24 protein-coding genes are annotated in these 26,023 nt (G+C 32.8%); 7 read left to right on the top strand and 17 right to left on the bottom strand.

Annotated elements, in window-relative coordinates; all coding sequences use genetic code 11:
* Positions 1–129 precede the first annotated feature (129 nt).
* The 6 genes from B6258_RS16765 to B6258_RS16790 all read left to right on the top strand — a co-directional run bounded on the left by B6258_RS16765 (position 130) and on the right by B6258_RS16790 (position 6,835).
* On the top strand, positions 130–1,161 hold the full coding sequence (locus B6258_RS16765) for an ABC transporter substrate-binding protein (RefSeq protein WP_099076233.1): 1,032 nt from the start codon (positions 130–132) through the stop codon (positions 1,159–1,161).
* A complete protein-coding gene (locus B6258_RS16770; RefSeq protein WP_099076234.1) occupies positions 1,158–2,156 on the top strand; it encodes a FecCD family ABC transporter permease in 999 nt (332 codons plus the stop codon). The genes B6258_RS16765 and B6258_RS16770 overlap by 4 nt, the downstream gene beginning before the upstream one ends.
* Positions 2,153–2,947, top strand: a complete 795-nt coding sequence (locus B6258_RS16775) for an ABC transporter ATP-binding protein (protein ID WP_099076235.1) — start codon at positions 2,153–2,155, stop codon at positions 2,945–2,947. Before B6258_RS16770 ends, B6258_RS16775 begins: the two co-directional genes overlap by 4 nt.
* Positions 2,934–3,758: a class I SAM-dependent methyltransferase gene (locus B6258_RS16780; RefSeq protein WP_099076236.1), complete on the top strand. Its 825-nt coding sequence runs from the start codon at positions 2,934–2,936 to the stop codon at positions 3,756–3,758. Before B6258_RS16775 ends, B6258_RS16780 begins: the two co-directional genes overlap by 14 nt.
* The gene (modD, locus tag B6258_RS16785) at positions 3,755–4,603 is read left to right on the top strand and encodes a ModD protein (RefSeq protein ID WP_099076237.1); all 849 of its coding nucleotides are present in this window, start codon (positions 3,755–3,757) and stop codon (positions 4,601–4,603) included. The genes B6258_RS16780 and modD overlap by 4 nt, the downstream gene beginning before the upstream one ends.
* 276 nt (positions 4,604–4,879) lie before the next feature.
* A complete protein-coding gene (locus B6258_RS16790) occupies positions 4,880–6,835 on the top strand; it encodes a TonB-dependent receptor plug domain-containing protein (protein ID WP_099076317.1) in 1,956 nt (651 codons plus the stop codon).
* 103 nt (positions 6,836–6,938) lie between these two features.
* Here the strand turns inward: B6258_RS16790 and B6258_RS16795 are convergent, their stop codons facing one another.
* From B6258_RS16795 to B6258_RS16875, 17 genes are all read right to left on the bottom strand, one after another.
* Positions 6,939–8,006, bottom strand: a complete 1,068-nt coding sequence (locus B6258_RS16795) for an IpaD/SipD/SspD family type III secretion system needle tip protein (RefSeq protein ID WP_099076238.1) — start codon at positions 8,004–8,006, stop codon at positions 6,939–6,941.
* A gap of 182 nt (positions 8,007–8,188) precedes the next feature.
* A complete protein-coding gene (locus B6258_RS16800) occupies positions 8,189–9,034 on the bottom strand; it encodes a type III secretion protein (RefSeq protein ID WP_240531619.1) in 846 nt (281 codons plus the stop codon).
* A 28-nt stretch (positions 9,035–9,062) separates the two neighbouring features.
* The gene (sctE, locus tag B6258_RS16805; RefSeq protein WP_099076240.1) at positions 9,063–11,168 is read right to left on the bottom strand and encodes a type III secretion system translocon subunit SseC family protein; all 2,106 of its coding nucleotides are present in this window, start codon (positions 11,166–11,168) and stop codon (positions 9,063–9,065) included.
* Positions 11,161–11,685, bottom strand: coding sequence for a type III secretion system translocator chaperone SicA (sicA, locus tag B6258_RS16810; protein WP_099076241.1), 525 nt, complete (start codon positions 11,683–11,685; stop codon positions 11,161–11,163). The genes sctE and sicA overlap by 8 nt, the downstream gene beginning before the upstream one ends.
* A gap of 146 nt (positions 11,686–11,831) precedes the next feature.
* Positions 11,832–12,896, bottom strand: a complete 1,065-nt coding sequence (locus B6258_RS16815) for an EscU/YscU/HrcU family type III secretion system export apparatus switch protein (RefSeq protein WP_099076242.1) — start codon at positions 12,894–12,896, stop codon at positions 11,832–11,834.
* Positions 12,889–13,662 (bottom strand): type III secretion system export apparatus subunit SctT, encoded by a 774-nt coding sequence (sctT, locus tag B6258_RS16820; protein WP_099076243.1) that lies wholly within the window; start codon positions 13,660–13,662, stop codon positions 12,889–12,891. Before sctT ends, B6258_RS16815 begins: the two co-directional genes overlap by 8 nt.
* Positions 13,663–13,667: 5 nt before the next feature.
* Positions 13,668–13,922, bottom strand: coding sequence for a type III secretion system export apparatus subunit SctS (gene sctS, locus B6258_RS16825; RefSeq protein ID WP_099076244.1), 255 nt, complete (start codon positions 13,920–13,922; stop codon positions 13,668–13,670).
* Positions 13,922–14,581: an EscR/YscR/HrcR family type III secretion system export apparatus protein gene (locus tag B6258_RS16830; protein ID WP_099076245.1), complete on the bottom strand. Its 660-nt coding sequence runs from the start codon at positions 14,579–14,581 to the stop codon at positions 13,922–13,924. Before B6258_RS16830 ends, sctS begins: the two co-directional genes overlap by 1 nt.
* A gap of 4 nt (positions 14,582–14,585) precedes the next feature.
* Positions 14,586–15,503, bottom strand: a complete 918-nt coding sequence (locus tag B6258_RS16835; RefSeq protein ID WP_099076246.1) for a FliM/FliN family flagellar motor switch protein — start codon at positions 15,501–15,503, stop codon at positions 14,586–14,588.
* Positions 15,500–16,819, bottom strand: coding sequence for a hypothetical protein (locus tag B6258_RS16840; RefSeq protein WP_099076247.1), 1,320 nt, complete (start codon positions 16,817–16,819; stop codon positions 15,500–15,502). The genes B6258_RS16835 and B6258_RS16840 overlap by 4 nt, the downstream gene beginning before the upstream one ends.
* Complete coding sequence (locus B6258_RS16845; protein WP_099076248.1) at positions 16,797–17,261, bottom strand: type III secretion protein; 465 nt, start codon at positions 17,259–17,261, stop codon at positions 16,797–16,799. Before B6258_RS16845 ends, B6258_RS16840 begins: the two co-directional genes overlap by 23 nt.
* Positions 17,245–18,546, bottom strand: a complete 1,302-nt coding sequence (gene sctN, locus B6258_RS16850) for a type III secretion system ATPase SctN (RefSeq protein WP_099076249.1) — start codon at positions 18,544–18,546, stop codon at positions 17,245–17,247. The genes B6258_RS16845 and sctN overlap by 17 nt, the downstream gene beginning before the upstream one ends.
* Before the next feature lie 2 nt (positions 18,547–18,548).
* Complete coding sequence (locus B6258_RS16855; protein WP_099076250.1) at positions 18,549–18,962, bottom strand: InvB/SpaK family type III secretion system chaperone; 414 nt, start codon at positions 18,960–18,962, stop codon at positions 18,549–18,551.
* Between the two features lie 8 nt (positions 18,963–18,970).
* The gene (locus B6258_RS16860) at positions 18,971–21,076 is read right to left on the bottom strand and encodes an EscV/YscV/HrcV family type III secretion system export apparatus protein (RefSeq protein ID WP_099076251.1); all 2,106 of its coding nucleotides are present in this window, start codon (positions 21,074–21,076) and stop codon (positions 18,971–18,973) included.
* 23 nt (positions 21,077–21,099) lie between these two features.
* A complete protein-coding gene (gene sctW / locus B6258_RS16865) occupies positions 21,100–22,176 on the bottom strand; it encodes a type III secretion system gatekeeper subunit SctW (RefSeq protein ID WP_099076252.1) in 1,077 nt (358 codons plus the stop codon).
* A gap of 4 nt (positions 22,177–22,180) precedes the next feature.
* Positions 22,181–23,893, bottom strand: coding sequence for a type III secretion system outer membrane ring subunit SctC (sctC, locus tag B6258_RS16870; protein ID WP_099076253.1), 1,713 nt, complete (start codon positions 23,891–23,893; stop codon positions 22,181–22,183).
* The gene (locus B6258_RS16875) at positions 23,877–24,632 is read right to left on the bottom strand and encodes a helix-turn-helix domain-containing protein (RefSeq protein ID WP_099076254.1); all 756 of its coding nucleotides are present in this window, start codon (positions 24,630–24,632) and stop codon (positions 23,877–23,879) included. Before B6258_RS16875 ends, sctC begins: the two co-directional genes overlap by 17 nt.
* A 296-nt stretch (positions 24,633–24,928) precedes the next feature.
* Here B6258_RS16875 and B6258_RS16880 point away from each other — a divergent pair, with 296 nt between their 5' ends.
* On the top strand, positions 24,929–26,002 hold the full coding sequence (locus tag B6258_RS16880) for a hypothetical protein (RefSeq protein ID WP_099076255.1): 1,074 nt from the start codon (positions 24,929–24,931) through the stop codon (positions 26,000–26,002).
* Positions 26,003–26,023: the final 21 nt, after the last annotated feature.

Consider the following 26,023-nt stretch of genomic DNA (forward strand, 5'->3'; position numbering starts at 1 on the left):
TTTCAGATGTGTGCCTAGATTTGATTTTGACTGATGATCCCTTGACTTAAGCCAAAGGAAATATAGTATTCATCGCTGTATAATTAACGAAATAACGACCTCAATATAAAACAATAATAGCGTGAACCTATGGCAATCCACAGACGACAATTTTTAACGTACCTCTCTACTTTTGCCGTACTATCGGCACTTCCACATACTGTCAGAGCAGCAATTACTTCACGTATTGCCGCTCAATTTGGTCATGTTCCGGCATCAACCGCAATCCATCGCGTAATAAGTGCAGGACCGCCTACTGATCAATTGTTACTTGCATTAGCCCCCGAAAAATTATTGGGTTTTTCCTCACTTAATTTAGAGAAAAGTCCTTTATTTTCAGATGAACTGCGTAAATTACCTCGTTTAGGGCGCTTATCCGGACGAGGAAGTACACTCTCTTTAGAAGCGTTACTGGCGCTAGAGCCCGATATCATTATTGATAGTGGTAATGTGGATGAAACCTATCGTTCATTAGCAAAACGTGTTTCTGATCAAACAGGTGTACCCTATGTGTTAATTGATGGCACATTAAAAGATAGCCCCGCTCAGTTACGTCAAACGGGGGCTTTACTCGGTGTTGCAGAAAAAGCAGAAACATTAGCACTTATTGCAGAGCAGTATCTTAGCGATGCCACCTTGTTTGCATCGACACAAAAAACAAGCCCTCGTTTTTACCTTGCTCGTGGAGCGAAAGGGTTACAAACAGGTGCAAAAAGCTCTATCCATACCGAAGCTATTGAAATGTTAGGTTTTGAAAATGTGGTAGATATTCCTGATTTCACGGGGTTAACGGATGTTTCACCAGAACAACTGTTAATGTGGGATCCTGAAATTATCATCACTCAAGATGAAAATGCCTATCAGCAAATTATGCAAGACTCTGTATGGAAAAGCATCCAAGCCGTTAAAAACAACAAAGTGTTACTGTTTAAAGGCTTACCATTTGGTTGGTTAGATGGTCCTCCTGGTATCAACCGTCTAATGGGGATGCGTCGATTACAGAGCCATTTTGACGCTAAAATAGAAAAACAAGCCGCTCAAGATCTACAAAATTACTTTGCTCATTTTTATCATACGCAATTAAGTGCTGAACAATGTCAGCAATTGCTGGGGTATTCATGAGTCAATCAGTACGCATCACGCTTTTATTTGCGTTATTCTCAATCGTCGCATTGATTGCCATCACTAGTGGTAAGTATTCACTTACCGCTAATGAACTGTGGACACTGATGAGTAATAAATTAATCGGCAATGTGGAATACAGCAGAACTGAAACCGTCTTTTGGCAAATAAGATTTCCCCGTGTTCTGGCAGCAATCTTAATTGGTGGCGGACTCGCGATTGCGGGGGCAGCTTATCAAGGTATGTTCCGTAATCCATTAGTATCCCCTGATATTCTTGGCGTTTCATCAGGGGCGGGCGTGGGTGCAGTTTTAGGTATTTTCCTTGGGCAATCGATGTTATCTATTCAGCTATTTGCCTTTGCCGGCGGTTTAGTAACGGTTGCCTTAGTCTACTTTATCGCAAGGCTAGCGAAACAACACGATCCGGTGCTTTCCCTTGTGTTGGTTGGTATTGCGATTAGTGCATTATGTGGCTCAGCAATCTCATTAATGAAAATTCTCGCTGATCCTTATACGCAATTGCCTTCAATTACCTTTTGGCTCTTGGGTGGGCTTTCAACCATTACGGCTTCTGATTTAATTTCTGTAGCACCTTTAATGCTGATTGGTTTTATTCCACTTATTTTACTGCGCTGGCGTATGAACATTCTCAGTTTATCTGATGAAGAAGCCAGAGCATTAGGTTTAAACGTTGAGATAACACGATTAGTCTTTATTTTGTCAGCCACATTAATCACCGCAAGTGCCGTTTCTATCGCAGGCATTATTGGCTGGTTAGGCTTAATAGTGCCACATATTGCAAGATTGTTAGTGGGCGCCAATTTTAGCCAACAACTCCCCGTTTCCTTGCTTGTGGGTGCCATTATGCTGCTAATCACTGACACATTAGCGCGAACAATAGCCAATATTGAACTTCCATTAGGCATTTTAACCTCCGCCATTGGTGCGCCATTCTTCTTAATGTTGTTACTTAGAACAAGGAAAGGCGCATGATCATTGCTAATGCAAAACAGATCGCCATTGGCTATAAAGACAAAACCTTAATTAAAGATCTCTCATTCCACATCGAGCAAGGACAAATCATCTGCTTATTAGGCGCAAATGGCTGCGGAAAAACCACACTGATGAGAACGCTGTTAGGGCTAATACCTTGCATTGATGGTGAGATTAATATTGCGGGTAAAAAACTAAGTGAGTGGTCACCAACAGAACTTGCTAAAGTGGTAGCGTATGTTCCTCAAGCCACACATATCCCCTTTTCATTCAATGTTATCGATATGGTTGTGATGGGACGAGGCGCCCATCTCTCCTTTTTCTCTATGCCTAGCTCACAAGATAAAACAATGGCAATGGAAACCTTAGAAATGCTCTCGCTTTCTCATCTTGCTTACCGAACTTTTGATACCTTAAGTGGTGGTGAAAAACAGATGGTATTGATTGCTCGCGCGTTGGTGCAACAACCTAAGTTGTTGATTATGGATGAACCTGCTGCAAGCCTTGATTTTGGTAATCAAATCAAACTGCTTACCCAAGTTAAGGCATTAAAAGCATTAGGGATCAGTGTTTTTATGTCTACACATCACCCTCAACATGCCGCCTCTTTGGCGGATGAGGTGATTTTACTAACACCTCATACACCTGTTTTACAAAACAGCCCTAACATTTTGCTGACACCCGACAATTTAGCGCACCTTTATGGTGTACAACCCACAGATATTCAGGCGCATTTTCACGCCTACCCTGATAATAAAAATGACCATAGGCAAGAATATGAACACTATTGAAACCACGGATTTTGCTGAACTTTATAAAAACCACATGGTACAGGCTGAAAGAACCAAAAAAGAACCTGAGCATTGGGACAAACGTGCTGAAAAAATGGCAGAGACCTGTGCTAACCCTAACGATCCTTATTTAATAAAATTTCGTGAAATGATGGATTTTACCGATGCTGAAACCCTATTAGATGTAGGCTGTGGCCCTGGCTCTATTAGCATTCATGTGGCAGACAAATTCAAAAAAACCATTGGTATTGATTACAGTACAGGTATGTTAGCCGTTGCTAAACGCAGAGCTGAACAAGCAGGTATCAATCATGCTGAATTTATCACTTGCTCATGGGAAGATAGTTGGGATGATCTTCCTCGTTGTGATATCGCAGTGGCTTCACGCTCAACGTTAGTGATGGATTTAAAAGCGGCGTTAATCAAACTGAATCGTCAAGCGAAATTACGTGTTTATACCACTCACACAGTCTCTCCAACCTTTGTTGATCAGCGTATTATTCGCTTGTTAGGTCGTGATGTACCGACATTACCCACCTATATTTATGCGGTAAACATGCTAAACCAAATGGGCATTCACCCTAAAGTAGATTATATCCGTAGCCGTAATTGCCAAAGTAATTTCAATAACCTTGAGCAATTTATTGAAGGTATTAACTTCTCCGTAGGGCCTTTAAGCGAAGACGAAATTGTACGCCTAACTCATTACTATCATGAAAGTATTGAAAAAGGTGTTTCACTGATTTCACCAACTCGTGATTGGGCGATGGTTTCTTGGGATGTCGTCCCTGAAAGTGAGCTAAACCTATGATTTATTATCCTGATGCCTTTCTTGATAATTTATTGATGGAAGATATTCAATATGGTGATCTCACTAGCCGAGCGCTTAATATTGGTGCTCAGCTAGGTACAATGACATTTACACGCCGTGAAGCCGGTTGTGTTAGTGGGATCACGCTAGGTTGCCGTTTATTGGAAAAGTTAGGGTTAGAGGTAAAAGCACATCGACAAGACGGTGATTTTGCCGACAAAGGCGATTGTTTAATCACTGCGGAAGGCCGAGCAGATGCACTACACCAAGGCTGGAAAGTGGTACAAAACGTGCTGGAGTGGAGTTGTGGTGTGAGTGACTATATGGCAAGAATGCTAGAAATCTATCACCGCTATCAACCTAAAGGGCAAATTGCCTGTACACGCAAAAATATCCCAAATACCAAGTTACTGGCAACACAAGCGGTACTTGCGGGCGGTGGTGTTATTCATCGTCAAGGCTGTTCTGAAACGATTTTACTCTTTGCTAATCATCGTCGATTTTTATCAGAGCCTGATAATTGGGCACAACACGTTAAGCAGTTACGCCAAGCGGCACCTGAAAAATGTATTGTTGTAGAAGCTGATGATATCGAACAAGCAAGAGAAGCGTTAAAAGCACAGCCTGATATTTTACAGCTTGATAAATTCTCGATTGAAGATATTGCTCAACTTCAACAAGAAGCGCCTGAAATTGCGCCCCATTGCCACCTTTCTTTAGCTGGCGGTATTAACCTGAAAACGATTGAGAAATACGCACAAACAGGCATTACTTTAATGGTGACGTCTGCACCTTATTACGCACCACCGGCGGATATTAAAGTTCGCCTTTATCCAAAAGATTAAATAAAAATAAAAGCTTATCAGTAAGTGAGTATTTACCTATTTAATCAACAATAAACAAAGACAACATAAGCTCAGAATAAGGAAAGTTATTAACAAGAAAAAGGGTGTCGTAGCATAGAGAAATAACTTTGCTGTGCTTCGCTTATTTTCATTATGTTGCTTTGTTTTATAACAAACCGAGTGCTAACACATTGTTAGTACTCATTTTATTCATTTGTTTTTACACATATCGTTATATAAAAAATTATATATTGATTGTATATTGAGATTGGAATGATGAAACTAAAACCTCTATGCTACTGCTTATCTCTTGCACTACTGCCAAGTATGGCTATTGCAGATACAACCTATGGGCAATCAACGCCTGATCTATTAACCGTTTGGAGTAGCCCGATTGCGGCCAATCCAGATGTGTTAACACAAGAACAAATGCTTGAACAAAATAAAGTCAATGCGGCACAAGCTATTGCAACATTACCCGGTGTTGTGATGCAAAAATCGGGCAACCGTAATGAATACACCATTAAAGTGCGTGGCTTTGATAGCCGTCAAGTGCCTGTATTCTTCGATGGTATTCCAACGTATGTTCCTTATGATGGCAACTTAGACTTAGCGCGCTTTACCACTAACGATCTGGCAAGCATCGAAGTCAACAAAGGCTATACCTCATTACTGCAAGGCCCTAACTTAATGGGCGGCGCTATCAATATCACCACTGCGACACCGAAAAAACCCTTAGAAGGAAGCATTGCTTATTCTCAAGGTTTTGCTCGCGGTGCTGATTATGCCCATAACATGAGTGCGCGTTTAGGAGCTCGTAATGATTTAGGTTTTATTCAAATCAGTGGTAGCCAATTAAAACAACGCTTTACACCAATTCCAGGTGCTGATGAAAATAATGCGATGGCAGGGACTCATGGACGTCGTGATAATTCCGCAACTGATGATAAACGTGGCATGATCAAAGTGGGTTGGACACCTCGCGCTTCTGATGAATACACCCTGACTTATGTCAAACAAGACGGTGATAAAAATAGCCCAACATCGACCATCCCCTCTAAAAGCAAATATAAATATTGGATGTGGCCTGATTACAATAAAGAGAGTTATTACTACAGTGGTATCACGCAAATCACCGATGGTATTAATCTGCAAAGCCGTGCATACCACGATAAATTTGAAAATACCCTCTATATGTATGAAGACTTACAGGATAAAAAACCTTCCTACAGCCATTATGACGATTACAGTAACGGGGCGGCATTACAGTTAGGTATTGATACTCGTGAAAGTGATCTACTCTCTTTTGCCGCACACTGGAAAGATGACGTACACCGCGCGCAAAAAGAGAAAGGTGGTGATTGGATGCGTTACAAAGACAGAACATGGTCTTTAGCCACAGAATATCAATGGGCTGCCACAAATGATCTCGATTTAGTCGGTGCAATTAGCTATGACTGGCGTGACAGTGTGGATACAGACAAAGGCGCTGATGATAACAAGCAGACGGCGTTTAACTGGGAAATGATGGCGAAATACACATTAGCGAATAACGATAATGTGCGTTTCTCCGTGTCTGATCGTAGTCGCTTCCCAACGCAAAAAGAGCGTTACACCACGGAAAAACCAAAAGATAAAACCCAAAAAGGGATCATCAATCCCGACTTAGATCCTGAACGTGCATTGTCTTTCGACTTAACCTATGAAGGTCATATTACGGATAAATGGGGTTACCAAACCAGCATTTACTACAACCGTGTCAGTGATGCGATTATGGCACATACCGTTTATCGCAATGGCAATGCATTCTTCCAAAATCAAAACAGTGGTCGTATTGATTATGTTGGCCTTGATTTAGGCACTAAGGGAAGTGTCACAGATTGGTTAGAGCTTGGCGTAAACTATAGCTATATTCATAGTGATCCTAAAAAAGTGGCTCATATTGAAGGACTACCAAAACATAAAGCTTATATGTGGATGACCTTTATTCCTGTTGAACAAGTTCGTTTTACCATTATGGAAGAAGCACAAGGCTGGACCTATAACCGTATTGATGGAAATGAAAAACTGGCAGGCTATGCAAAAACGGATCTTCGTTTAGATTATGACTTTGGTTATGGTGTTTCTGCTAATGCTTCTATTAATAACCTGTTTGATAAATCTTATGAATACACTCAAGGTTATATGGAAGACGGTCGTAATTACTGGTTAGGCGTAGAGTATAAATTCTAATTTAAATCATTATTAATAAATTTAAGAGCTGATATTTATTTTAATATCAGCTCTTTTTTATCCCTAAAATAGCTTTATTTTCCATAATATCACTCTATAAAAATTAGAAACGTAAGAACCCTTTTGCCATTTCTAATAAGGTGTTCATTGTACTGCTGACTATTTTAACGAAATTATCATAATTACTATTTGCAGAACTGTATTTTTTTGATAATTCATCCAAATTAGTATTTATACCTTTTTCAATCGCATCTAATGTTTTTTTCAATAAATCAAACTCTGTTTGTAAGATATCATGGGAACCTTGTGGCATTCCATTTAAATAATTAATTAATTTATCCACTCCTGATAAATCTATATTCACACTAAATAAGAAATCAATATCAGGCCGAACAGATGCTGAATTATCTTCTTTCTTTGATGTCACGCCTTTAATCTCATTCAGTAATTTTTCTACTGCACGAACAGCATTATCTGCTTCAATATTATTTTGATAATATATTTTTTCTCCATTAATCTCTCTGTAATATCGACCATCATCATCCTTACTGAAATACATCCATATACTAAAAAAACCAGGCCTTTCTGCTTTTGTTCTTAGTGCTAATAACTTATTAAGTAGATCATTAACATCTATATTAATATATCCATCCTTACTACCTGCCTTCACTGATTTGCTTAGTTCAGATAATATTTCTCTTAATTCTTTTACAAACTCCATATAATTGGAAAAAATGTTTTTTAAAACATCCAAATAATCATTTTTACCCGAAGTGATGGATTGTTTTACTTCATCAAATAAATCCCTTAATGAATCTGTTGGATAGTTATTCTTTGATTGTGCACTATTTAAAGCACGAGAAATTTGATTAACTTCCGTTAAACTATTTTTTTCATCAATACAATTAGTTGCATATTTCCCCTCAAGATAAAAGTATTTCTCTTTGTCTGACAATTTTTCAAATTGACTATCGTATGACTTATCATTAAAATAAATCTCTTGATATTCTCTTTTTAAATCATTGAATAAAATATTTGAATTAATTAAAAACTTATCCCGATTATGTACTATCTCATTACAGGGCTTATTTTCCACATATAACTTATTATTACTTTCAGAAAAAATCGAATTAATAGCAGTAGCAGTAGCAGTAGCAGTAGCAGTAGCCATAATATTAACCTTTTAAATAAAGAGTTGCTTTAAAAAAACATTTAAATAAAATGTTAGCATTATTGGGTGGTTTTCTCTAAAACCATCAACTCTAGTTTCAATCTCTATAAAAATTTAATATTTAAAAATTTTTTGTTATTTCTAATAATGATACTTATTATATTAATTACTATTTTTAAAAATTATCCTTTTACATTTGAACTAATTGTAGATGCAGTATCCTGCTGAGCATGAATAATCGTTTCTATTGCTTGTAATAATGCCTTTATCACTTCGGTGACTTCACGTTGCATCTCATTATTATTATTAATAACATGATTATTAATACTTCCTCTTGCTTCTAATACTTTTTGCTTACCATCGAGTACAATTCCTTGAGACTGTAAAGTTTGATCTGCTACACGCGCTAAAGGATCAGCAGTTGAAGTGACTAAGTTACCCGTGATCATTGTTGGGTTAGAATGACCGATAAGATCTTTTCCCATCCCCTTAATTGAAACAAAAGCCCCCATGCCATGAACCGCCATTGAAATACCCGCACTCGTAATTGCTGCACCAATCATAATATTGGCTTTTTTATTAAGATTGTCTTTTATTTGATCAGCCATATTTAATTCAATATTCATTAGCATAACACCCATTTCTCTAGATGCTTCAAATTTTTTAATCATGGCTTCTAAATATTTAACAATTAAATTAATTAATTTCATCATATCGTTTGATAAAAAATTAAACATACCTAAATTTTCTGTTTTTATATGATCATAGATATCATTATCATTATCAACCTCTAGTGATTTTAATATCTTTTTTATATCTGGTTTTTTTATTTCTTTCTCAGTGATAATTGGCTTTGATTTATCTATTGTTTTTTCTAAAATATCATTTAATTTATTATCAATTTTTTTTCTTATATTATCTAAATCTTCTTTATTTAATTTACTATCATTAGTAACATCGTTTTTATTAATGATTTCATTAACTTTAGAGTTATAATCATTAAATACATCAACATTGCTTATTTTCATATTAATACCTTATTAAAGATAGATTCTATTAAATAGATATGTTTTTTATCATATCTGATTTTGTACGATTACTTATAGAAGATTGTTCACTCATATTTTTTAAAATTTCAGTAATAGTATCAGTATTCTCATTATAACTTTCCATTATCTTATCCATTAACTTTTGAATAAGATTTAATATCGCATCTAATTTTTTACTGTCAGCTATAGATTGCATAATTTTTGCAGAAATAGTACTACTATAAATATTAACTGCATTTGTTGCTGTTGCATTGACTAACTTAGAAGTAATTACGGTTCTATTTAACATAACACTCGCTTTATTCGTCATTTCTTTAGCGAGTAATTTATTAATTTTTTCCATTATTTCTTCAAATACTTGAGCAATAATTTCTTTAATCATTTTTCCCATCATGAGTTCAAGTGCTTCATTAAAAACTTTCTTCAGCATATTTCTGACTTGCTGATTAATTATCTTTTTCACCGCACTTGTTATACCATTTACTGCTGGACCAACAATAAAACTTAATGCTACTGCAGCAATAAATAAAACTGCAGTAATTAAAATTTTAAGCCCCATTTTTAGCTTATCTCGCATTAAGTTTTTTATTTCCTCAATAATTTTTTTATCTACACCCAATACTTTTAATGAATCGTAAAAGCTATAAACTACGTCGACTAGAAAATTTGCAATTTTATCTAAAGCCTCCATTATTGCTTCAGTAATAGGTTGCATTAGTTCATCCATAAACGATGTTCCATGTATTGCTTGGTACACTTCATCTGCGATAGTTAACGCAGCATCAGCGACCATCAATACAACCGCAACAGCCATCAAAGCCATTGAAGCACCTGCGGTAAAAATGGAGGCAACACCAGCAACAATTGCTAATAATCCAGCTAATATTTTTAAACCAATACCCGCCCAAAATTGAATTTCCTCTTGTTTTTTTATTTGAGCTTTTTGATCTTCAATTTTTTCTTTAAGTGATTTTTCAGTAACTTCTTGCATTTCCTCAAAAAGTTTTTGCTCAGATTCAGAACGCTGCAGCATCACTTTTAATGTTAATTCTCGTGTTTTCGCTAATAAAAAAGTTAATAACGCCATTCCTGATAAGGAATCTGACATTATTTCAAGTTCTAATGCACTTTGAGTCGTCGTAAGTTCTCGATATGTTTCTTTTATTTTTTCTAATTGTTTTTTTATTGATTCATTTTCTGTTTTATTAATTAATGCTTTTAATTCATCTTTATATGGAGTGATTGTATTAATCTTATCTTCACTAATAGAAACATTGGGCATATATTTAAAAACATTATCAAAAAATTGAGATAAATTACTATATAATTTATCTAAATCATCTAAAGATAAATTAGAGAGATCATCAGGTAGTTTTAAGAATGGAAATGTATTTTCCAGTAACTTTTCCATATCTTTTTTAGATTTAATATTTCCTGATAACAGTTCGTTAATTAAAGATTTAGGAATGTTATTATTTTTTAAAAAATCTTCGACCTCAGCTTCCGTTTTAAATTTATTTTCTTTTATCTGATTATAAATTTCCATCCAATAATCAATATAAGCCTCCTTATTATTTTCAAAATCTTTTATCGCTGATTTAAATTGCTCCCTTAAACCATCAATACCTTTCGATAATTGATTTAACTTATCTATATAGTAATCAAGTTTATCCGGATCTTTAATTCTATCTAAAACATTTTGGTGAATTACATTTTGATAGGATAATTGCAAATACAAAAAATCATATTCTTTCGTTGATTTATGACTTTGAGGATCACTGATATCATAATGCTCGGGTGATAATTGTTTATCTGATGATATAATTTCATTATTATTTTTTATATATTGTTGAGAAAAAACATTTATTTTATACTGTACATCATCCTGAACATTAATTCTTTGATTGTTTTTTTTCTGTTCAATTGGTGCTCTAAGAATCGGTGAGGAAACTTTATTTTCTCTATCTTTAATTAGTGAAGAAACAATATTTTCATTTACAACATTAATTTTTTGAGCTTGTTGAGTCGTATTTTTAATCACATTTTCCACCTCCTTTGAAAGTGGAGGTGTAGAAAATGGAATATTATCATTAATTTTCTTAATATCATTCATACTGTTCTTCCTTATTTTCTTTCTCTGTATTAAGAACAACAAGGGGAATATCTTTTAATGACTCTAAATAAAGGTTGGCTTTTTCTTTTAAAGATTGATCGTTAATTTTCTCTGAAACTTGATGAAAACAATATTTTGCTTTTTCTTTTTCTCCAAGAGATAAGTTACATTGCCCAGCATAAAAAACAGGTCGATAATCGTTTTTCGCATTAAGGTAAGCTAAAGCATAAAGATCAATTGCCGCTTGATACTGTTTTTTTAATTGTTTAACAGCAGCAAGTCCCATAATGTAATCAACATTATAAAAATCGTAAAGGCATAAAAACTTAAAAATTGCCTCAGCTTCATCCAGTTTTCCCTTCTGGTAAAAATCATAAGCAAATGAATAGATCCCTTCCATAAATCCTTCTGGAATAGCACTTTCATCCTTAAGTGGTGCCCCATTTTGAACAATAGAAACGATATAATTTGCTAGTTGATCAAGCTCATTTTCTGACATTTTTTCATATACTGACATGATGTTAATCCTTTCATCTATGATGAATAATTAATAATAAAATTATAAAGTAATCATTAATTTATTACTTTAATAAAACACACGCCTATATTTACAAATATAAATACATTATTTTTATAATTAATAACTGGATATGTTTTCTTAATTTATTTAACTTTTATATAATCCATTTCTTCTCTTAATAAGCCTTCCATTTCTATTCTCTTAAGCCAAATAAGAATATCCATAACATCTAATAAATCTTGATCTATCATGACATCAAAAAGATGATATTTATGGTAAATTTTTCTTGCTAATTCAGGATAGCGAATAACTGGAGTACCCACTTTTTTAGCATAAACCTTCACTGCCAATGCTTTATCATTAATACAACTCAATGAAACTAAAGGCATAATGCCATTATCCGGATCAAAATAGATACCAACAGCCACATGGGTTGGATTGACGATAACAGCAGATGAATCTCGGATCACTTTCTTCATAGGTTCATCAAGCAATTCTTGATGAAGCTGCCGACGAGTTGATTTTATTTCAGGATCACCTTCCATATTCTTATTTTCTTGCTTCACTTCATGTTTTTCCATCATCATATCTTTCATAAAGATAAAGAAATCAGCAATAATATTTAAAATAAGAATAGGTATTGATAGAATAAAAAATACAAATACAAAATTAACAACGAGTGAACACCATTTATCAACAACAATATTTAAATCCGAGCGGTATAATATAAATATTTCCGTACCATGTAAAATAATAAAAATATAACAAGTAATTAAAAATATAACTATGAATAATAATGTTTTTAATAGATCCTTTATTGTTCTTATGCTAAATATTTTTTTAAACCCTGAAATTGGATTAATATGATTTAGATCAATTTTTATTGCTTCAGTTGCAAGTTTAAAACGTGAACTAAATAAAGAGGGGATCGCGCCAGATAGAAAAGTAACAACAAGTATTGGTAAGATAATATCAAAAAATAGTTTTGATATTACATCTACATAACTCTTTAACGTGATATTTGTTGGATGGAGTAAAAGAGATTGATAAAATCGGCTAAATTCATCCAAATTAACCTCATGAAATAAATACATAACACCAATAAGATAAACAAGCCCCGAGGTTAACTCTTTACTCTTAAAACTTTGCCCTTTTTTTGCAGAATCATCGAGTTTTTTCTGAGTGGGCTTTTCTGTTTTTTCAGCCATAATAAATACTCATAAAAATCGAATAAAAGTATCTATGATTAAAAAATTCATAAAGCTCTGTGGTCATCGCCGAAGTAAAGAAAAGAAGTAATGATATAAATGCAATAATTCCTTTTATACATAGTGATAATGAAAATGCATTTAATTGAGGACAGAATAGAGAATAAACGCCCAGTGCAACTTCGCTTAAAAACATAATAATCAGTACGGGTGAGACTAAAACAAGCGCAGTACGAACCATATTATTTAGCCAATGCCCAATAAAAGAATAACCAATTTCTTTGTTAAAATAGCCAATAGGAAATACATCATAGCTATCTTTTATCGTACTCATCAATAAAGTTAAACCGCCTGTCGATAAGAAATAAGCAGCACAAAATAATCCGGTTAATGAAGCAAATTCAGAAGATTCAATCCCTGTCGTAGGATTAATCGTATCCCCAATACTTGCTCCTCGTTGGTTATCAACAAACTCACCAAATGCAGAAGCTATCCAAAAAGGTGTTGCAAAGAGTAATCCAATTAAAATACCAAGTGCTAATTCACTAACTAGTATTATGTCCCATATATCTCTTATTTTATCCGTTATTGTAATACTTGGCCTGATCCCCATCGCAACATAAAAAATGATAATATATTTTAGCAATTGACTATTTAGCACTCGACTATTTAGAAATGGAATAAAAAGAAAGATAGGAAATAATCTTGCAACAAGTAAAACAAGATCGACTAAATAGACCTGTATATACTCTAGCAGTATTAACATATAATTTATCCAGTGAACCCTAGCATCATCATCTCTTTTGCATAAACTAATATTTTATCACCCATCCAACCCATCATGGCTAATAAGCACACAAAGACACCAACGAGTTTTACACCAAAAGGCAATGTCTGTTCTTGAATTTGTGTAATGGTCTGCAATAAGCCAATAGCCAATCCAATAAATGTCGCAATAGCTATCGGCGCAGCTGAAAGCAATATCACTAAATAAACGGCTTTATTCGCCGCATAAACCATATCCATTACCTTACCGCCATGAGTTCAAGATATTGATTAATGAGTCCTTTAGCTAAAAGAGTCCAACCATCCATAGCGATAAATAAAATTAATTTTAAAGGAACAGATAATGTTACAGGGCTCATCATCATCATCCCCAATGCTAATAAAATACAAGAAACGACTAAATCAATAACAATAAAAGGCAAGTAAAGATAAAAACCAATAATAAAAGCAGACTTTATTTCACTTAATGCGTATGCAGGAAGCAGTGATAACAACGATTTTTCTATACTTTCTTTATCGCCGTCACTATCAGGTCTATTGCCTTGTGCTTGTTCAAAAAAATCTAATAACTCAGGATCAGAATACTTGTACAAATATCGTTTATATTCCCCTAATGCGTCGTCAGAAAATCGCTCAAAAGCGTCAGGAGAGGTAATATCAACAGGATTTTCAATAAGATATTGATAGGTGTTTTTTGCTAGTGGCGTCATAACAAACAGAGCCATTATTAATGCAATCGCATTAAGTACCATATTAGAAGGCACTTGCTGAACACCTAAAGCATTACGCGTCATAACCAGTACAATAGAAAATTTTAAATAGCAGGTTCCTGCCGCAATAATAAAAGGGGCCAATGTTGCTAGTGCTAACGTTAAAATAAGTGTCGTTGAGCTTTCCATACATTTAATCTTGCTGTAAATGGGAATGTTGAATTTCTACAGCTAATCGCTCACCAACTTTAATTAATTCTCCTTCAGCAATCGCAACACCATTAACAACTAATATAATATGCCTTGAAGCATTGTCAGGTAATATAAGTTGTTGTCCCGGTGCTAATTTTTCAATTTGCTCAATAGGCAATATTTTACTTGCGAGAAGAAAAGAAAGAGTGATAGGAATAGTATCTATTGATTTTAAATCGATATTTTCTGGTCTAGTTGCATTTGTATCAACATCTTCTATTAATGCTTTTTTCTCCATCTCATTAGTCAATAACTCTTCATCTAAAACCACCGTATTTTCTCCTTCTTGCCATTGATAACTCATCCATTTTTTTTCACCAAGAATAAGTGAGAAATCAATGTTATCAATAAGCACAATATCGCCTAACAAAAGGTTTTTTAATAATGAAACTGATATTTTGCTATTACCGAGCTGAAATTGAGCAATAGCACTTATTTTATTTTTTAAGGACAACCTCCATTCATAATGCCCCTCAAAAGAGCAAATAAATACGTTTCCTATTGAGGTATTAACAACGGGATAACGTTCTTTTTTTTGCTCCCCTAAACAGATATTATCTACGATTACTGACATCATTTCTTTTGAAAAAGGAAACAATAATTGTGAACATTTTTCTGAGAATAGAACATAAAGATAAGTTTCAGGAACAAGTTCCCAATCTATTTTTTTTTCAGGATAAATATTATCCATGACTTGGTTAACAGCAACAAATCCTGTAAATGAGCCTAATGTATTTTTGCCTTTTATTTTAAAATAAAAAGCAGAATCAATCAGCGATTGCGATCTATATAAAGAAGATAGTATTTTTATTGCATCACTATCTTCAGCCTGATTAATATTATTATCTAATAAGATCATTTTTCATCGTCTTTATCATCAGAAGGCTCAATCGCATTAATTGGCAAACCATCATTGTCATGTTCTAATGAAAGCGCTAATCGCCCTTGATATTGGTTAAAGTTCTCTAAGGAGGATTGATAAACACGCCCAGTAGAAGCAATCAGTTGGATCTTTTTATTGGCATCGAAATTGATTTTCATCCGATGAAACTCATTTCCCCATTTTTTAAAAACATAAGTAATAGTGGGAGATTGGGTTATCTTTGATACTTCTTTATAAAGAAGACTTAAAGCGGGTATATCAAGTAATTTTTTATCTATTGATGATTCTTGTATTTTCTGTTGATATTTTTGAGTTATAGTATTAAAAAATGAAAAATTATTAACTTCTTGGTTAAATTCTTCTCTTACTTTTTTTCTATCCGATTTATCTATACTCGAATTTAGTTTTTCCGTGTTAAATAAAAGGCTATTATTCTCTATTCCCTTAGTTTTTAAATAAGTATATTTATCGGTTGAATGAACTGATTTTTCTATTATATTATTCTGAATATCCAATGCATTTTCTTGTGTTTTTAATACGGCATTATCTTTATAAAGAGAGTATTTCTCTTTATAAGAAGATCCTTTACTTTCCATATTAATTTCTATACTATTTCCTATATTACTGTCTACTTGTTTTTCATTGCTCTCGATAAGTTGATTATTCTTCAATTTATTATCTATTTTTTCTACATTATGATTAGTTTTTTTCTTATTGGCGACTTCCCTTTCGCCAAGGACATCTAACCCACTAATATCTAATTTATTTTCCTTTTTACTCTCAGGAGCACTAATACTTATATTTTTATTTAATTTTAAATCACGTATAATTTTTAAATTATTATCGGTTGTTATCTTATGAGAAATTGGTGTTCTTTTACTTTCATAATTAAAGAGTGATTTATTTTCTAGATCCACTTTATTTATTTGAGAGCGAATTTGTGAATATATTTTTCTTTGTGTTAATAATAATCCCTCTAAATTTAAAAACTCAGTTTCTTCTTTTTTACTCTTTTCTTCCTTTTCAGATTTAGATCCTATTTCATTAGAGTTTGTTTTTAGATGACTTTTTAGCTCAATATCATCTTTATGAGTTATATGATAAAAATCATCTAATTTTTGTTTTATCTTACTGATATCTTCAGAGGAAATTTTTTCATTATCAGTCACTGATAATTTCAGATTAGCAGAAGAAAGTGACGATTTTTTAGAAAAAAAAGACTTATTATCACTATTTTGTTCATTTGTTAAATTTTTATTTAAGATAACATTATCTGTCTTTATTAATATCATATAATACCATCTCCTGTATCTCGTTCTGTTCTAATCTTTCAATATATAACTCTTTTTCTAATGCTTTTCTTTCAAGATAAAGTCTCATTTTATTTTGTTTTCGGATCACGACTTCTCTTTCTTTTTGTAACTTTAGACTACCTTTTTTTAATTTTTCTAATTGATACTCTATTTCCTTAATCTGAGTAATGGCAATATTCCGTGATGCTAAGATAATAGCCTGTTTACGTTTTTGTTGATTTAATGAAAGAGTAGAATAATGACCAACTCTTTCATACATAGGGATCTCTTTTTCTAACGCCGAAGCTAATAACATTTGTTCTTTTTTCTTATCTTCAGCTTCTTTTATTAATAGCTGATGCTTTTGTTGCTCTTTTTCTATTCTTTGCTGGCGCTTAGCAATCGCATTCATCAATACCTGTTGATTAAGAGGTAAGCGCATAAAGTTGGTTCAATGTTTGTTGAAAATCGGCTTTTTCTTTAAAAGATTGGATAAGAAAAGCGTCTATTGCAGATTGTTTATTTACAGCAATATCATTTAATTCATTTTCACCTACACGATATTCGCCCACCTCTTGTAATAATTTAATATCCTGCAAACGCATCAATATTTGTCTTATTTTTAATGCCGCTTTTTGTTGTTCATTACTCGTTATTTGCTGAAAAATACGACTCACACTACCTAATATATCAATCGCTGGATAATGGCCTGAAGCCGCTATTTTTCGTGAAAGATAGATATGCCCATCTAAAATAGAGCGGATTTCTTCACCTATAGCATCTGGTTCATCATCACTTTCAAGCAAAACCGTATAAAACGCCGTAATTGAGCCTTGATAAGTCACTCCTGGTCTTTCTAAAATTGCTGGTAATTTATCAAAAACAGAAGCAGGATAGCCTTTACGAACAGGAAGCTCGCCTGCGGTAAGGGCAACATCCCTTAAAGCTCGACAGTAGCGCGTCATAGAATCAATAAATAATACGACATTCTTACCTTGTTCTCGAAAGTATTCAGCAACCGTAGTGGCAACTAATGCCGCATTACAACGTTCTATTGCGGGTTGATCTGAAGTTGAGCAAATTAATACCGTTTTTTCGCATCGTTTATCTTTTTTTAACTCCTCAACAAATTCGGTGATTTCACGTCCCCTTTCACCAATTAACCCAATCACAAAAACATCGGCCTGAGAAAAACGGATAAACATATTCATAAGCATTGTTTTACCCGTTCCGGCACTGGCAAAAATTCCCATTCGTTGCCCTAATCCACAACTTAATAATCCATCGACTGCACGAACACCTGATTCAAAAACTGTGGTAATAGGGCGCCTTTCATTAAATAAGGGAGGATGACCATCAATAGGAAAATATGAATAGAAGTTTTCTTCTTTCATTTTTTTATCACTAAAACGTAATAAATAATTCCCTTTAATATCAATCATACTCCCTAAAACATTGAGACTTAAAGCGACTGAGAAAGCGTTGCCCGTTGGTACTACGATTATTTGCAAAGAATAACCTTGCGAACTTCCCATCATACTTAAAATCGTAATACCATTACGAAAACCAATCACGATCGCTTCACCAATAATTTGACTATTAGTGATGGGATCTTTTAATAGGCAAATTTCTCCAATAAATACATCTCGTAGCATAACTTCAAGAATATTACCTTGTATTCGTATAGGGTGAGCTGCGTGATGAAATATTGAAAATGTACTATTCATCTTTACCCTATAAATTGTTGATGAACGCTATTCATCATTTGGAAGTATTCATCAATAGCTTTTGCCATTGATTCACCATTTTGCAACGCGCTCGGCATAAATGAGGCACGTAGTTCTAACTCAGATTCTACTTTCACTAAAGCGGGCTGACCGGGATAAAAACTTTCAGTTTGATTATTCACATTGTTTAATAATAATGGCGTACTACATTGTGATAATAAGTTTTCATCGTATTCACCAAGCACTGACCAAATCATAGGGACTTCATCAACAACTAATAAATTAATATCAGGCATATCACCTAAACTAATTGTTATTGTTGAATGATTATCAACAGACTTTCCTTCTGAGAATAAATCACTGCGTCCAATTGCATTCATGGCATCCATAATTAATCTTGCTAGATCAAAAGACATAATATCTCCTAAATAGATTGTAAAACGTTAATTTCAATATCAGATGTAATTTCATCATAAGACAATACAGATAACTGTGGATATTGTGTTTCTATTATTTTTTTAACAAATCGCCTTATATCTATTGCGGTTAAAAAAACATAATCTTGAATATATTTAATCTCATCGATAGCAGTAGATATTTTTTCTATTATCATATCAAGTTCCGCAGGTTCTAAATTCAAAAATGTACCTGAAGAACTTTGTCTTATTCCACCACGAATAATTTCTTCGATATTATGAGATAAAATAATTACATTAAGCTTTCCATCTTTTGAAAAGAAGTGGCTAATATAACGTGAAAGTAATGATCGAATATGTTCAGTTAAAAGTATCGGATCTTTTTCTTTACTTCCCCATTGAACTAAACCTCCTATAATTGTTTTTATATTTCTAATAGGAATTTTTTCTTGCACTAATCGTTGTAAAACATCATTAATTCGTTGAATTGAGACTTGTCTATAACACTCTTTTAAAAGTTCGGGTGAATTTTCCTCTATTTTATCAAGAATATTTTTCGTCTCTTGTATTCCAAGAAATTCAACAACATTCAATGTAATCAAGTTGGAAAATTTTTTATAGAAATAGATTTCTGGTAATTCTATTTTATAATTTAATGATGTTAATTTATCCATGTCATTTTTATTAACCCAATAATGGCTAACATCATTATCCTTAATTTCCATCATGTTAAAATTCAAAGAAGATAATTCATCATTAGGATTTGAAACATAAACAAGAGGGAAAGGGCAATCAAATTCATCAGCCTTAACCTCATTTATTAAAATAATGATTTTATTTTCATCAATTTTATCTGAATAATGAATAACAATATCAGGAAGCAATACGCCATATTGTAAAATAAATTCTTTTTTCAACCATTTTTCAAAAACCAGTTTTGAAAGATACGCTTTCTTCTTAGAGGAAACAGTAATAATTAAAGGCAATGTTTCTGCTTGAGATAAAGTAATATCCTCGTTCAATAAGCTATTCTCATCGTTTAATTCATTTTTATTTGAAAATAGATTTGAAATAATACCTTTTTTACCGTCAGGATCTGAAGCATTATCTTCATTTTTCTCCCCCCCACTTTCTGTGGTGGTTTCTTTTTTCTTATTCTTCCATTGTTTTTTAAAGAAATACCCACCTAATATTACAGATAAAATAAGAAAAACGGGTGTTGGAAAACCAGGTAAAAAGCCAATAACAAAAGCAAGGATTGCTGTCACTAATAATGCAAAATCTTGAGCAAGTAATTCATTCATAATGCTAAAACCAAGATTATTATTTTCACCACCAACACGCGTTACAATAAAACCCGCACTGATAGAGATCAGCAATGCTGGTATTTGAGCAACAAGCCCATCACCAATGGTCAAAAGAGTATAAGTATGTAACGCTTGTGAAATTGAGAGATCCATTTGCGCCATACCGACAGAAATTCCCCCAATTAGGTTAACAAAAATAATGACAATGCCTGCAATTGCATCTCCTTTAATAAATTTCATTGCACCATCAAAGGAACCATATAATTGACTTTCTTGACCTAGTTCTTTTCTTCTTATTTTCACTTCTTCATTAGTAATGATGCCCGATTTTAAATCAGCATCAATACTCATTTGTTTTCCTGGCATACCATCCAAAGAAAAGCGTGCCGCAACTTCGGCAACACGCTCAGAACCTTTTGTAATCACCAAAAACTGCACGATAGTCACAATTGAGAAAACAACGAAACCTACCACTAAATTTTCACCAATAACAAATTCGCCAAATGAAGTAATAATTTCACCAGCATCCGCATCTAGTAATATTAATCGACTCGTACTAATAGAAAGAGCAAGCCGAAAGAGTGTCGTAATTAATAATAATGCTGGAAATGTCATAAAGTTCAATATTCGAGTAATATAGAATGAACTCATAAAAATAAGAAGAGCAATAGTAATATTCAATCCAATAAGGAAATCTACAATATACGTTGGCAAAGGTATAATTAACATTATAATAACCAAAATCATAACCGATAATACGATTAACTCTGGCTTACTCTTTATTGCCAATAGAAATCTATAAATCATAGAAATTATCCATAAATTATTTTTTATTTTCTTTGTTGATACTGTTCTAATCTAAGATAATTATCTATAAGTTTTTGTATAATTATTTGGCATTCATCTCTAAAATCATCAGATAAATATAATGACTCCGGATAATTATTAAATATCGTCTTTATTCCTTGTAATAGTTTCATTTTTATATTAACTAAATAATCTATCCATTCATTTTCTAAAAGAGATACTAAATATTTTTTCATTTCTTCTGGAAATGTCATTCCATGAAAAACCAATTGATACAACTCTTTATCTGTTATTGTATTTTTCAAATCTTGTGTGTCTAGTTTATCTATATTGATTTCGATAAAACTACATAAAGCCCGCAACTTATTAACCCTCTCGAGAAAATAACCAAACTCTAAACTTTGAGAACAACTAGGCGTTAATGATTGCATATCACAAATCAAGCTTTGTGTTAAAAAACTTAAAATAAGTATACATTGTTTAATATCATATTCTTCTAGCCACATTTTAAAAAAATAAATAGGTTCAAGATCGAGGCTAATAAAACTACGATAAAGATTTCTTAGTGTCGAAGCATTAAGAGAAAGTAACTTTGCAAATGTTTTGGCCTGAAGTGCAATATTAATGCCGGCTCTAATTTGCTTTCCATTTTCCCCTTCAAGTAAACGATTTATCTCATTCTCAATACCTGCGTCTAATTGAGCACCTAGCTTTTTTTTTCTGAGTAATTCTCGTAAAACCATCACGAGATCACTTTCATCAGGGAACATTTTACGTAAATAACTGAGCAACTCTTGCAAACTTCGCCCCGATTTTCTAAATAACATCATCACGTTATCAAGCTTTTTATCTGCACCCTCTTCTGCAATATATAATATGCTTTGCCCTCTATTTGCTTTTTTATCTAGTGATTGACCAAAACGTTGAGAAAATAGTGTTGCAACCATAGACATATCATCAGATATATCCATTAATTGATTTTGATAGTTTTGATTTTCATTTATTTTTGGTTGTTTATATTCTGTTTCTTGCTGGCTTTTTTTATCAATACTATCATTAGTTAACTTTGTTGACGTAGAGATATTAATTGGCCCAATCATAATATTACCTCATAAAAATCTGAAGTTGTTTTAATGCTTGAGAGGTTTTTTTATCAATCGGTTGAAATGGGTTTTCAGTTAAAGATCCTAACGCTTCAGTATTCATTTTTTCTAATAATCGAGGTTGCAACATGAAAATACGGATCATTTTTTTATTATTATCAGATTGATAACTAAATGCTCGACCAATTAAAGGAATGGAGCTTAAAAAAGGAACACTATTCTCCGCTTTCACATTATCTTCGCGTGTATATCCACCAATTAATAAACTTCCACCTTCAGAAACTCGGGCAACCGTACTAATATTTGTACGATTAATGACAGGTAATTTTTCAACACGCTCATCGTCACCACTTTCATCTTTTTTCTCAGCACCATCTTCAAGATTAATGATCATTTCGATATCTTTATTCAAATTACCAATACGCGGTAATACACTGATCATCGTACCAAATGTTGTTGATTCCAATGAGGCAACCCGTTCGCCTTTTATTTGTGTATAAAAAGTAGTGTTGTTATCAAAAATAGCAGGTGTATTTTCTTGAGTTAATAAAATAGGGCGAGATACCATTTGAGCTTCACCATCTTCACTCAATGCTTTAATTTTTCCTAGAAAACTCAAACCAGATGCAGCACTTAAACTTGCCGTATTAAAAAAGAAAGTGCCTTTATTCGATCCATAACTCGCTTGCCAATTAACGCCTAAACTATCGGCTTTATTTTTAGCAATATCGATTATCCATAATGACAGTTCAACTTGCCTTTTAGGTTTATCTAATTGAGTAATCAGCGAATCAATCAGAGCCAAACCCTCTCGACTGGTTTTAACTAAAAGACTATTTGAACCCGGTAAAGGAACTAATTCGACATTGTATCGCCCCATTTTAGTCATAATGGGGGCATTAGCTTCTTGAATACTATTTTCCACTTCATCATCTTGTTGCGTATTGCCATTTTCTATATCACGATGAAGCTCTGTTGCTGTTCTGTTTATTCCCTCCGAAGACATAAATAACTGCTGTAAAACAGAAGTAATACCTGGTAAAACAATTTTTTCATCACGTAAAGTGTACGTTCTGTCTTGTACGAACGTATTTTTTAATGGAAATATTTGTACAAATTCATCACCGTAACGAGAACTTCCCGTTGGCACCTGGTTATTTATATTTTCATTAATTTGTTCTTGCACATCATTATCTAAGAATTCAGCTGCTGCTTTAACCAACCGAATATAGACGGGAGGGCCGGAAATATAAAAAGTACGTTGATCACGACCCGCTCGCAGTGGATAGCGAGGATCATACAACCCCACATCTTGTAAATATTCTTTTAGCTCAATTAAACCTATATTTTGTACTTGAAATAGCTCTTGCTGGATCTCGCTACTTTCATAAATATAAATTGATTTTCCATCATTAAAATAGAGTAATGATAAGCGTTTCACCATCAATTCAAATGCTTCTTCCGGTGAAGAAATATCAAAATTTCCGGTGATCCTCTCTTTTTTTACAGTACTACTCAAAATAAAAGGTTTATTTAGTTTATCTGATAACACCAGAAAAAATTGTTCGACTCGCGTATCAACAGCAATAAATACATCCGGTTTTTTTACCTGATGCGTATAAATCACCTTTCCTTGCGTAGCTTGAGTTTGAAAAGAAAAACTACAACACAGTACTAGCCCAATAACACAATAAATCTTATTTTTTATTTTCATAAAGATGCTGACCAATTCGGCGAAATTCTGTTGGCGTAATACCAAATAATGTCTTAATTTCATTAGAAAAATGAGACGCTGAACTAAATCCATTATCAACTGCAATTTGTGTCAGTGATTCATCCGTTGATAGCGTGGTTAATATTGAAGATGCCGCACGCCATGAACGTAATTGGCTTTTTCCACAGTTACCTAAATAACGTTTACACAATCGTCTAAAATGTGTGCCTGATACACCATAGCGCTCTCCAATTTGTGCAATATTACTTTTCTTCTCATCTAAGTAGCTGATGAGATGTAAAATAAGCCAATAACTTTCACTGTGTCTTATCGTGACAAATAAAGGCTCTAATTGGCTTTCTGCTTTTATTGCTTCATTTATTAATACGTATTCTAGAGATTTATTAGTATCTTCTATATAAAAAACCTGCTGATTAATATCAAATTCAGATCCTATTGCTGTCATTTTTGAAAAATCACGAGCGTAATCAATAAATGCCAATAATCTTGCACAAATAAAAAATGATCGTTTTTCAATACGCCAAGACTGATTTTCTGATTGAAAGATAACATTTTCATTTTTTGCATTATAAATAAAAGCCTTTCCTTTTATAATTTTAGTGGTTTTTTCATCATGTATTTTAACTGGATAATCATTATCCATGGGAATACAAAAGAATAATGAATTACCCGGCAATATATTTTTATCACCACTTATTTTCATATCATTTATTAGCATAACAAATACCCAACCTTATTTTCATTAGTAAATTAAAAGTAAAAATAATAAATTTTTAGCTCACTCATTTTCATGACTTTACTTTATATAACATTACAATAATATCACCCACAATTAACTACAAAAGATGAATAACAAATTTTTTACGTTTATTATTTAAAAAAAGTGGCAGTAATCTATCAATACCAACTATCAAATAAAAAACATATGCTTTTTTTTAAAAGAATTTTTATGCCATTTTAACTAAAATATATTTATATAATGAATTAATGATATTTAATTATTAGGCTAAATCTATGCTTTATTATATTTATATCCTCAATGGCCCATTAAAAGAAACCATTATCCCTCTCCCTCCCAATAGCTATTCATTATATTTATACAACAAGGAATACATTGAAAATAAAGAAGAAAATGAGAAAACCACACTTTACATCCCTTGTTATAAACAGGAAGATGAGAAAAAAATCGCTATTATACTTGATGAACATAACAGTGAAAATAATAAATATAAAATTGAAAATAGTTTAATACAAAAAGAAATCGATAAAGAATATCCGTTAAAAATCGACAGCCCCATATATAGCAATGATATTCCTTTCTTTTTTATTAGTGATAAATATGATTTATCTTTCTCATCATTTAATTTTAAAAAAAACAACAATAAAGGAATGCTGAATAAAAAAATTATTTTATTATCAATACTAATTATTCTATTCTTTACATTATTAATTTTTTATATAAAAAGACCAATAATAGAAGAAAACAACACATCAACCGTATCAATAAGTTTAAATTTTAAAGGATTTAAAGGAGAAAATGGATATTATTGTGTTTATGATGAGCTATATCCCACTTCAAAAATAAAAGATACGTTAGAAACTAAAATCATCTATCTAGAAAAAATCAAAACGTTATCTACTGGAAATCGTCACAAGAATATAAATATAATGTTAAGAGATAGATTAAAACCTATTGTTAGTTTTTTTTATCATAATGAAAGTGAAAAATTAAGGATAGTCAATACTATAAATGCTAAATTTACAAAAAATTGCCAGCCAACGATTAAAGAAATATCAATACCCGACATTATTAATGACATAAATGAATTCGAACTCACTAAAACAATAGGTTACTCCATTGAAGAAAAAAATAACGGATTAACGTTTATTTTTGATAATACATTAACTATCAAGAATAAAGAAATTTTGGATACTTATATCAAAAAACAAACGGCCATTTTTGGCAGAAAATTTATCTTTTACCGTGAAAAAATAAGCAATCCTATGTTGAAAAATAAAGCAACATTACAAGAAGATCGTGGATATATTTTTCTTGATAACCAACACCGTTATTTTCCTCAGGGATAATAACGATACTTATAAGTGATA

The organism is Proteus alimentorum (genome assembly GCF_002607735.1).
In the GTDB taxonomy this organism is placed as follows: Bacteria; Pseudomonadota; Gammaproteobacteria; order Enterobacterales; family Enterobacteriaceae; genus Proteus; species Proteus alimentorum.

Excerpts from the sequence above, each read along its gene's own strand:
- sctE (WP_099076240.1), bottom strand. The coding sequence starts at position 11,168 with ATGAATGATATTAAGAAAATTAATGATAATATTCCATTTTCTACACCT.
- B6258_RS16840 (WP_099076247.1), bottom strand. The coding sequence starts at position 16,819 with ATGATATTAATAAAGACAGATAATGTTATCTTAAATAAAAATTTAACA.
- B6258_RS16860 (WP_099076251.1), bottom strand. The coding sequence starts at position 21,076 with ATGATTTATAGATTTCTATTGGCAATAAAGAGTAAGCCAGAGTTAATC.
- sctC (WP_099076253.1), bottom strand. The coding sequence starts at position 23,893 with ATGAAAATAAAAAATAAGATTTATTGTGTTATTGGGCTAGTACTGTGT.
- B6258_RS16830 (WP_099076245.1), bottom strand. The coding sequence starts at position 14,581 with ATGGAAAGCTCAACGACACTTATTTTAACGTTAGCACTAGCAACATTG.
- B6258_RS16835 (WP_099076246.1), bottom strand. The coding sequence starts at position 15,503 with ATGATCTTATTAGATAATAATATTAATCAGGCTGAAGATAGTGATGCA.
- B6258_RS16765 (WP_099076233.1), top strand. The coding sequence starts at position 130 with ATGGCAATCCACAGACGACAATTTTTAACGTACCTCTCTACTTTTGCC.
- B6258_RS16845 (WP_099076248.1), bottom strand. The coding sequence starts at position 17,261 with ATGCGCTTACCTCTTAATCAACAGGTATTGATGAATGCGATTGCTAAG.
- sctW (WP_099076252.1), bottom strand. The coding sequence starts at position 22,176 with ATGATTGGGCCAATTAATATCTCTACGTCAACAAAGTTAACTAATGAT.
- B6258_RS16790 (WP_099076317.1), top strand. The coding sequence starts at position 4,880 with ATGAAACTAAAACCTCTATGCTACTGCTTATCTCTTGCACTACTGCCA.
- B6258_RS16780 (WP_099076236.1), top strand. The coding sequence starts at position 2,934 with ATGAACACTATTGAAACCACGGATTTTGCTGAACTTTATAAAAACCAC.
- sctT (WP_099076243.1), bottom strand. The coding sequence starts at position 13,662 with ATGTTAATACTGCTAGAGTATATACAGGTCTATTTAGTCGATCTTGTT.
- B6258_RS16880 (WP_099076255.1), top strand. The coding sequence starts at position 24,929 with ATGCTTTATTATATTTATATCCTCAATGGCCCATTAAAAGAAACCATT.
- B6258_RS16775 (WP_099076235.1), top strand. The coding sequence starts at position 2,153 with ATGATCATTGCTAATGCAAAACAGATCGCCATTGGCTATAAAGACAAA.
- sctS (WP_099076244.1), bottom strand. The coding sequence starts at position 13,922 with ATGGATATGGTTTATGCGGCGAATAAAGCCGTTTATTTAGTGATATTG.
- B6258_RS16875 (WP_099076254.1), bottom strand. The coding sequence starts at position 24,632 with ATGCTAATAAATGATATGAAAATAAGTGGTGATAAAAATATATTGCCG.
- B6258_RS16815 (WP_099076242.1), bottom strand. The coding sequence starts at position 12,896 with ATGGCTGAAAAAACAGAAAAGCCCACTCAGAAAAAACTCGATGATTCT.
- modD (WP_099076237.1), top strand. The coding sequence starts at position 3,755 with ATGATTTATTATCCTGATGCCTTTCTTGATAATTTATTGATGGAAGAT.
- sctN (WP_099076249.1), bottom strand. The coding sequence starts at position 18,546 with ATGAATAGTACATTTTCAATATTTCATCACGCAGCTCACCCTATACGA.
- B6258_RS16770 (WP_099076234.1), top strand. The coding sequence starts at position 1,158 with ATGAGTCAATCAGTACGCATCACGCTTTTATTTGCGTTATTCTCAATC.
- sicA (WP_099076241.1), bottom strand. The coding sequence starts at position 11,685 with ATGTCAGTATATGAAAAAATGTCAGAAAATGAGCTTGATCAACTAGCA.
- B6258_RS16855 (WP_099076250.1), bottom strand. The coding sequence starts at position 18,962 with ATGTCTTTTGATCTAGCAAGATTAATTATGGATGCCATGAATGCAATT.
- B6258_RS16800 (WP_240531619.1), bottom strand. The coding sequence starts at position 9,034 with ATGAAAATAAGCAATGTTGATGTATTTAATGATTATAACTCTAAAGTT.
- B6258_RS16795 (WP_099076238.1), bottom strand. The coding sequence starts at position 8,006 with ATGGCTACTGCTACTGCTACTGCTACTGCTACTGCTATTAATTCGATT.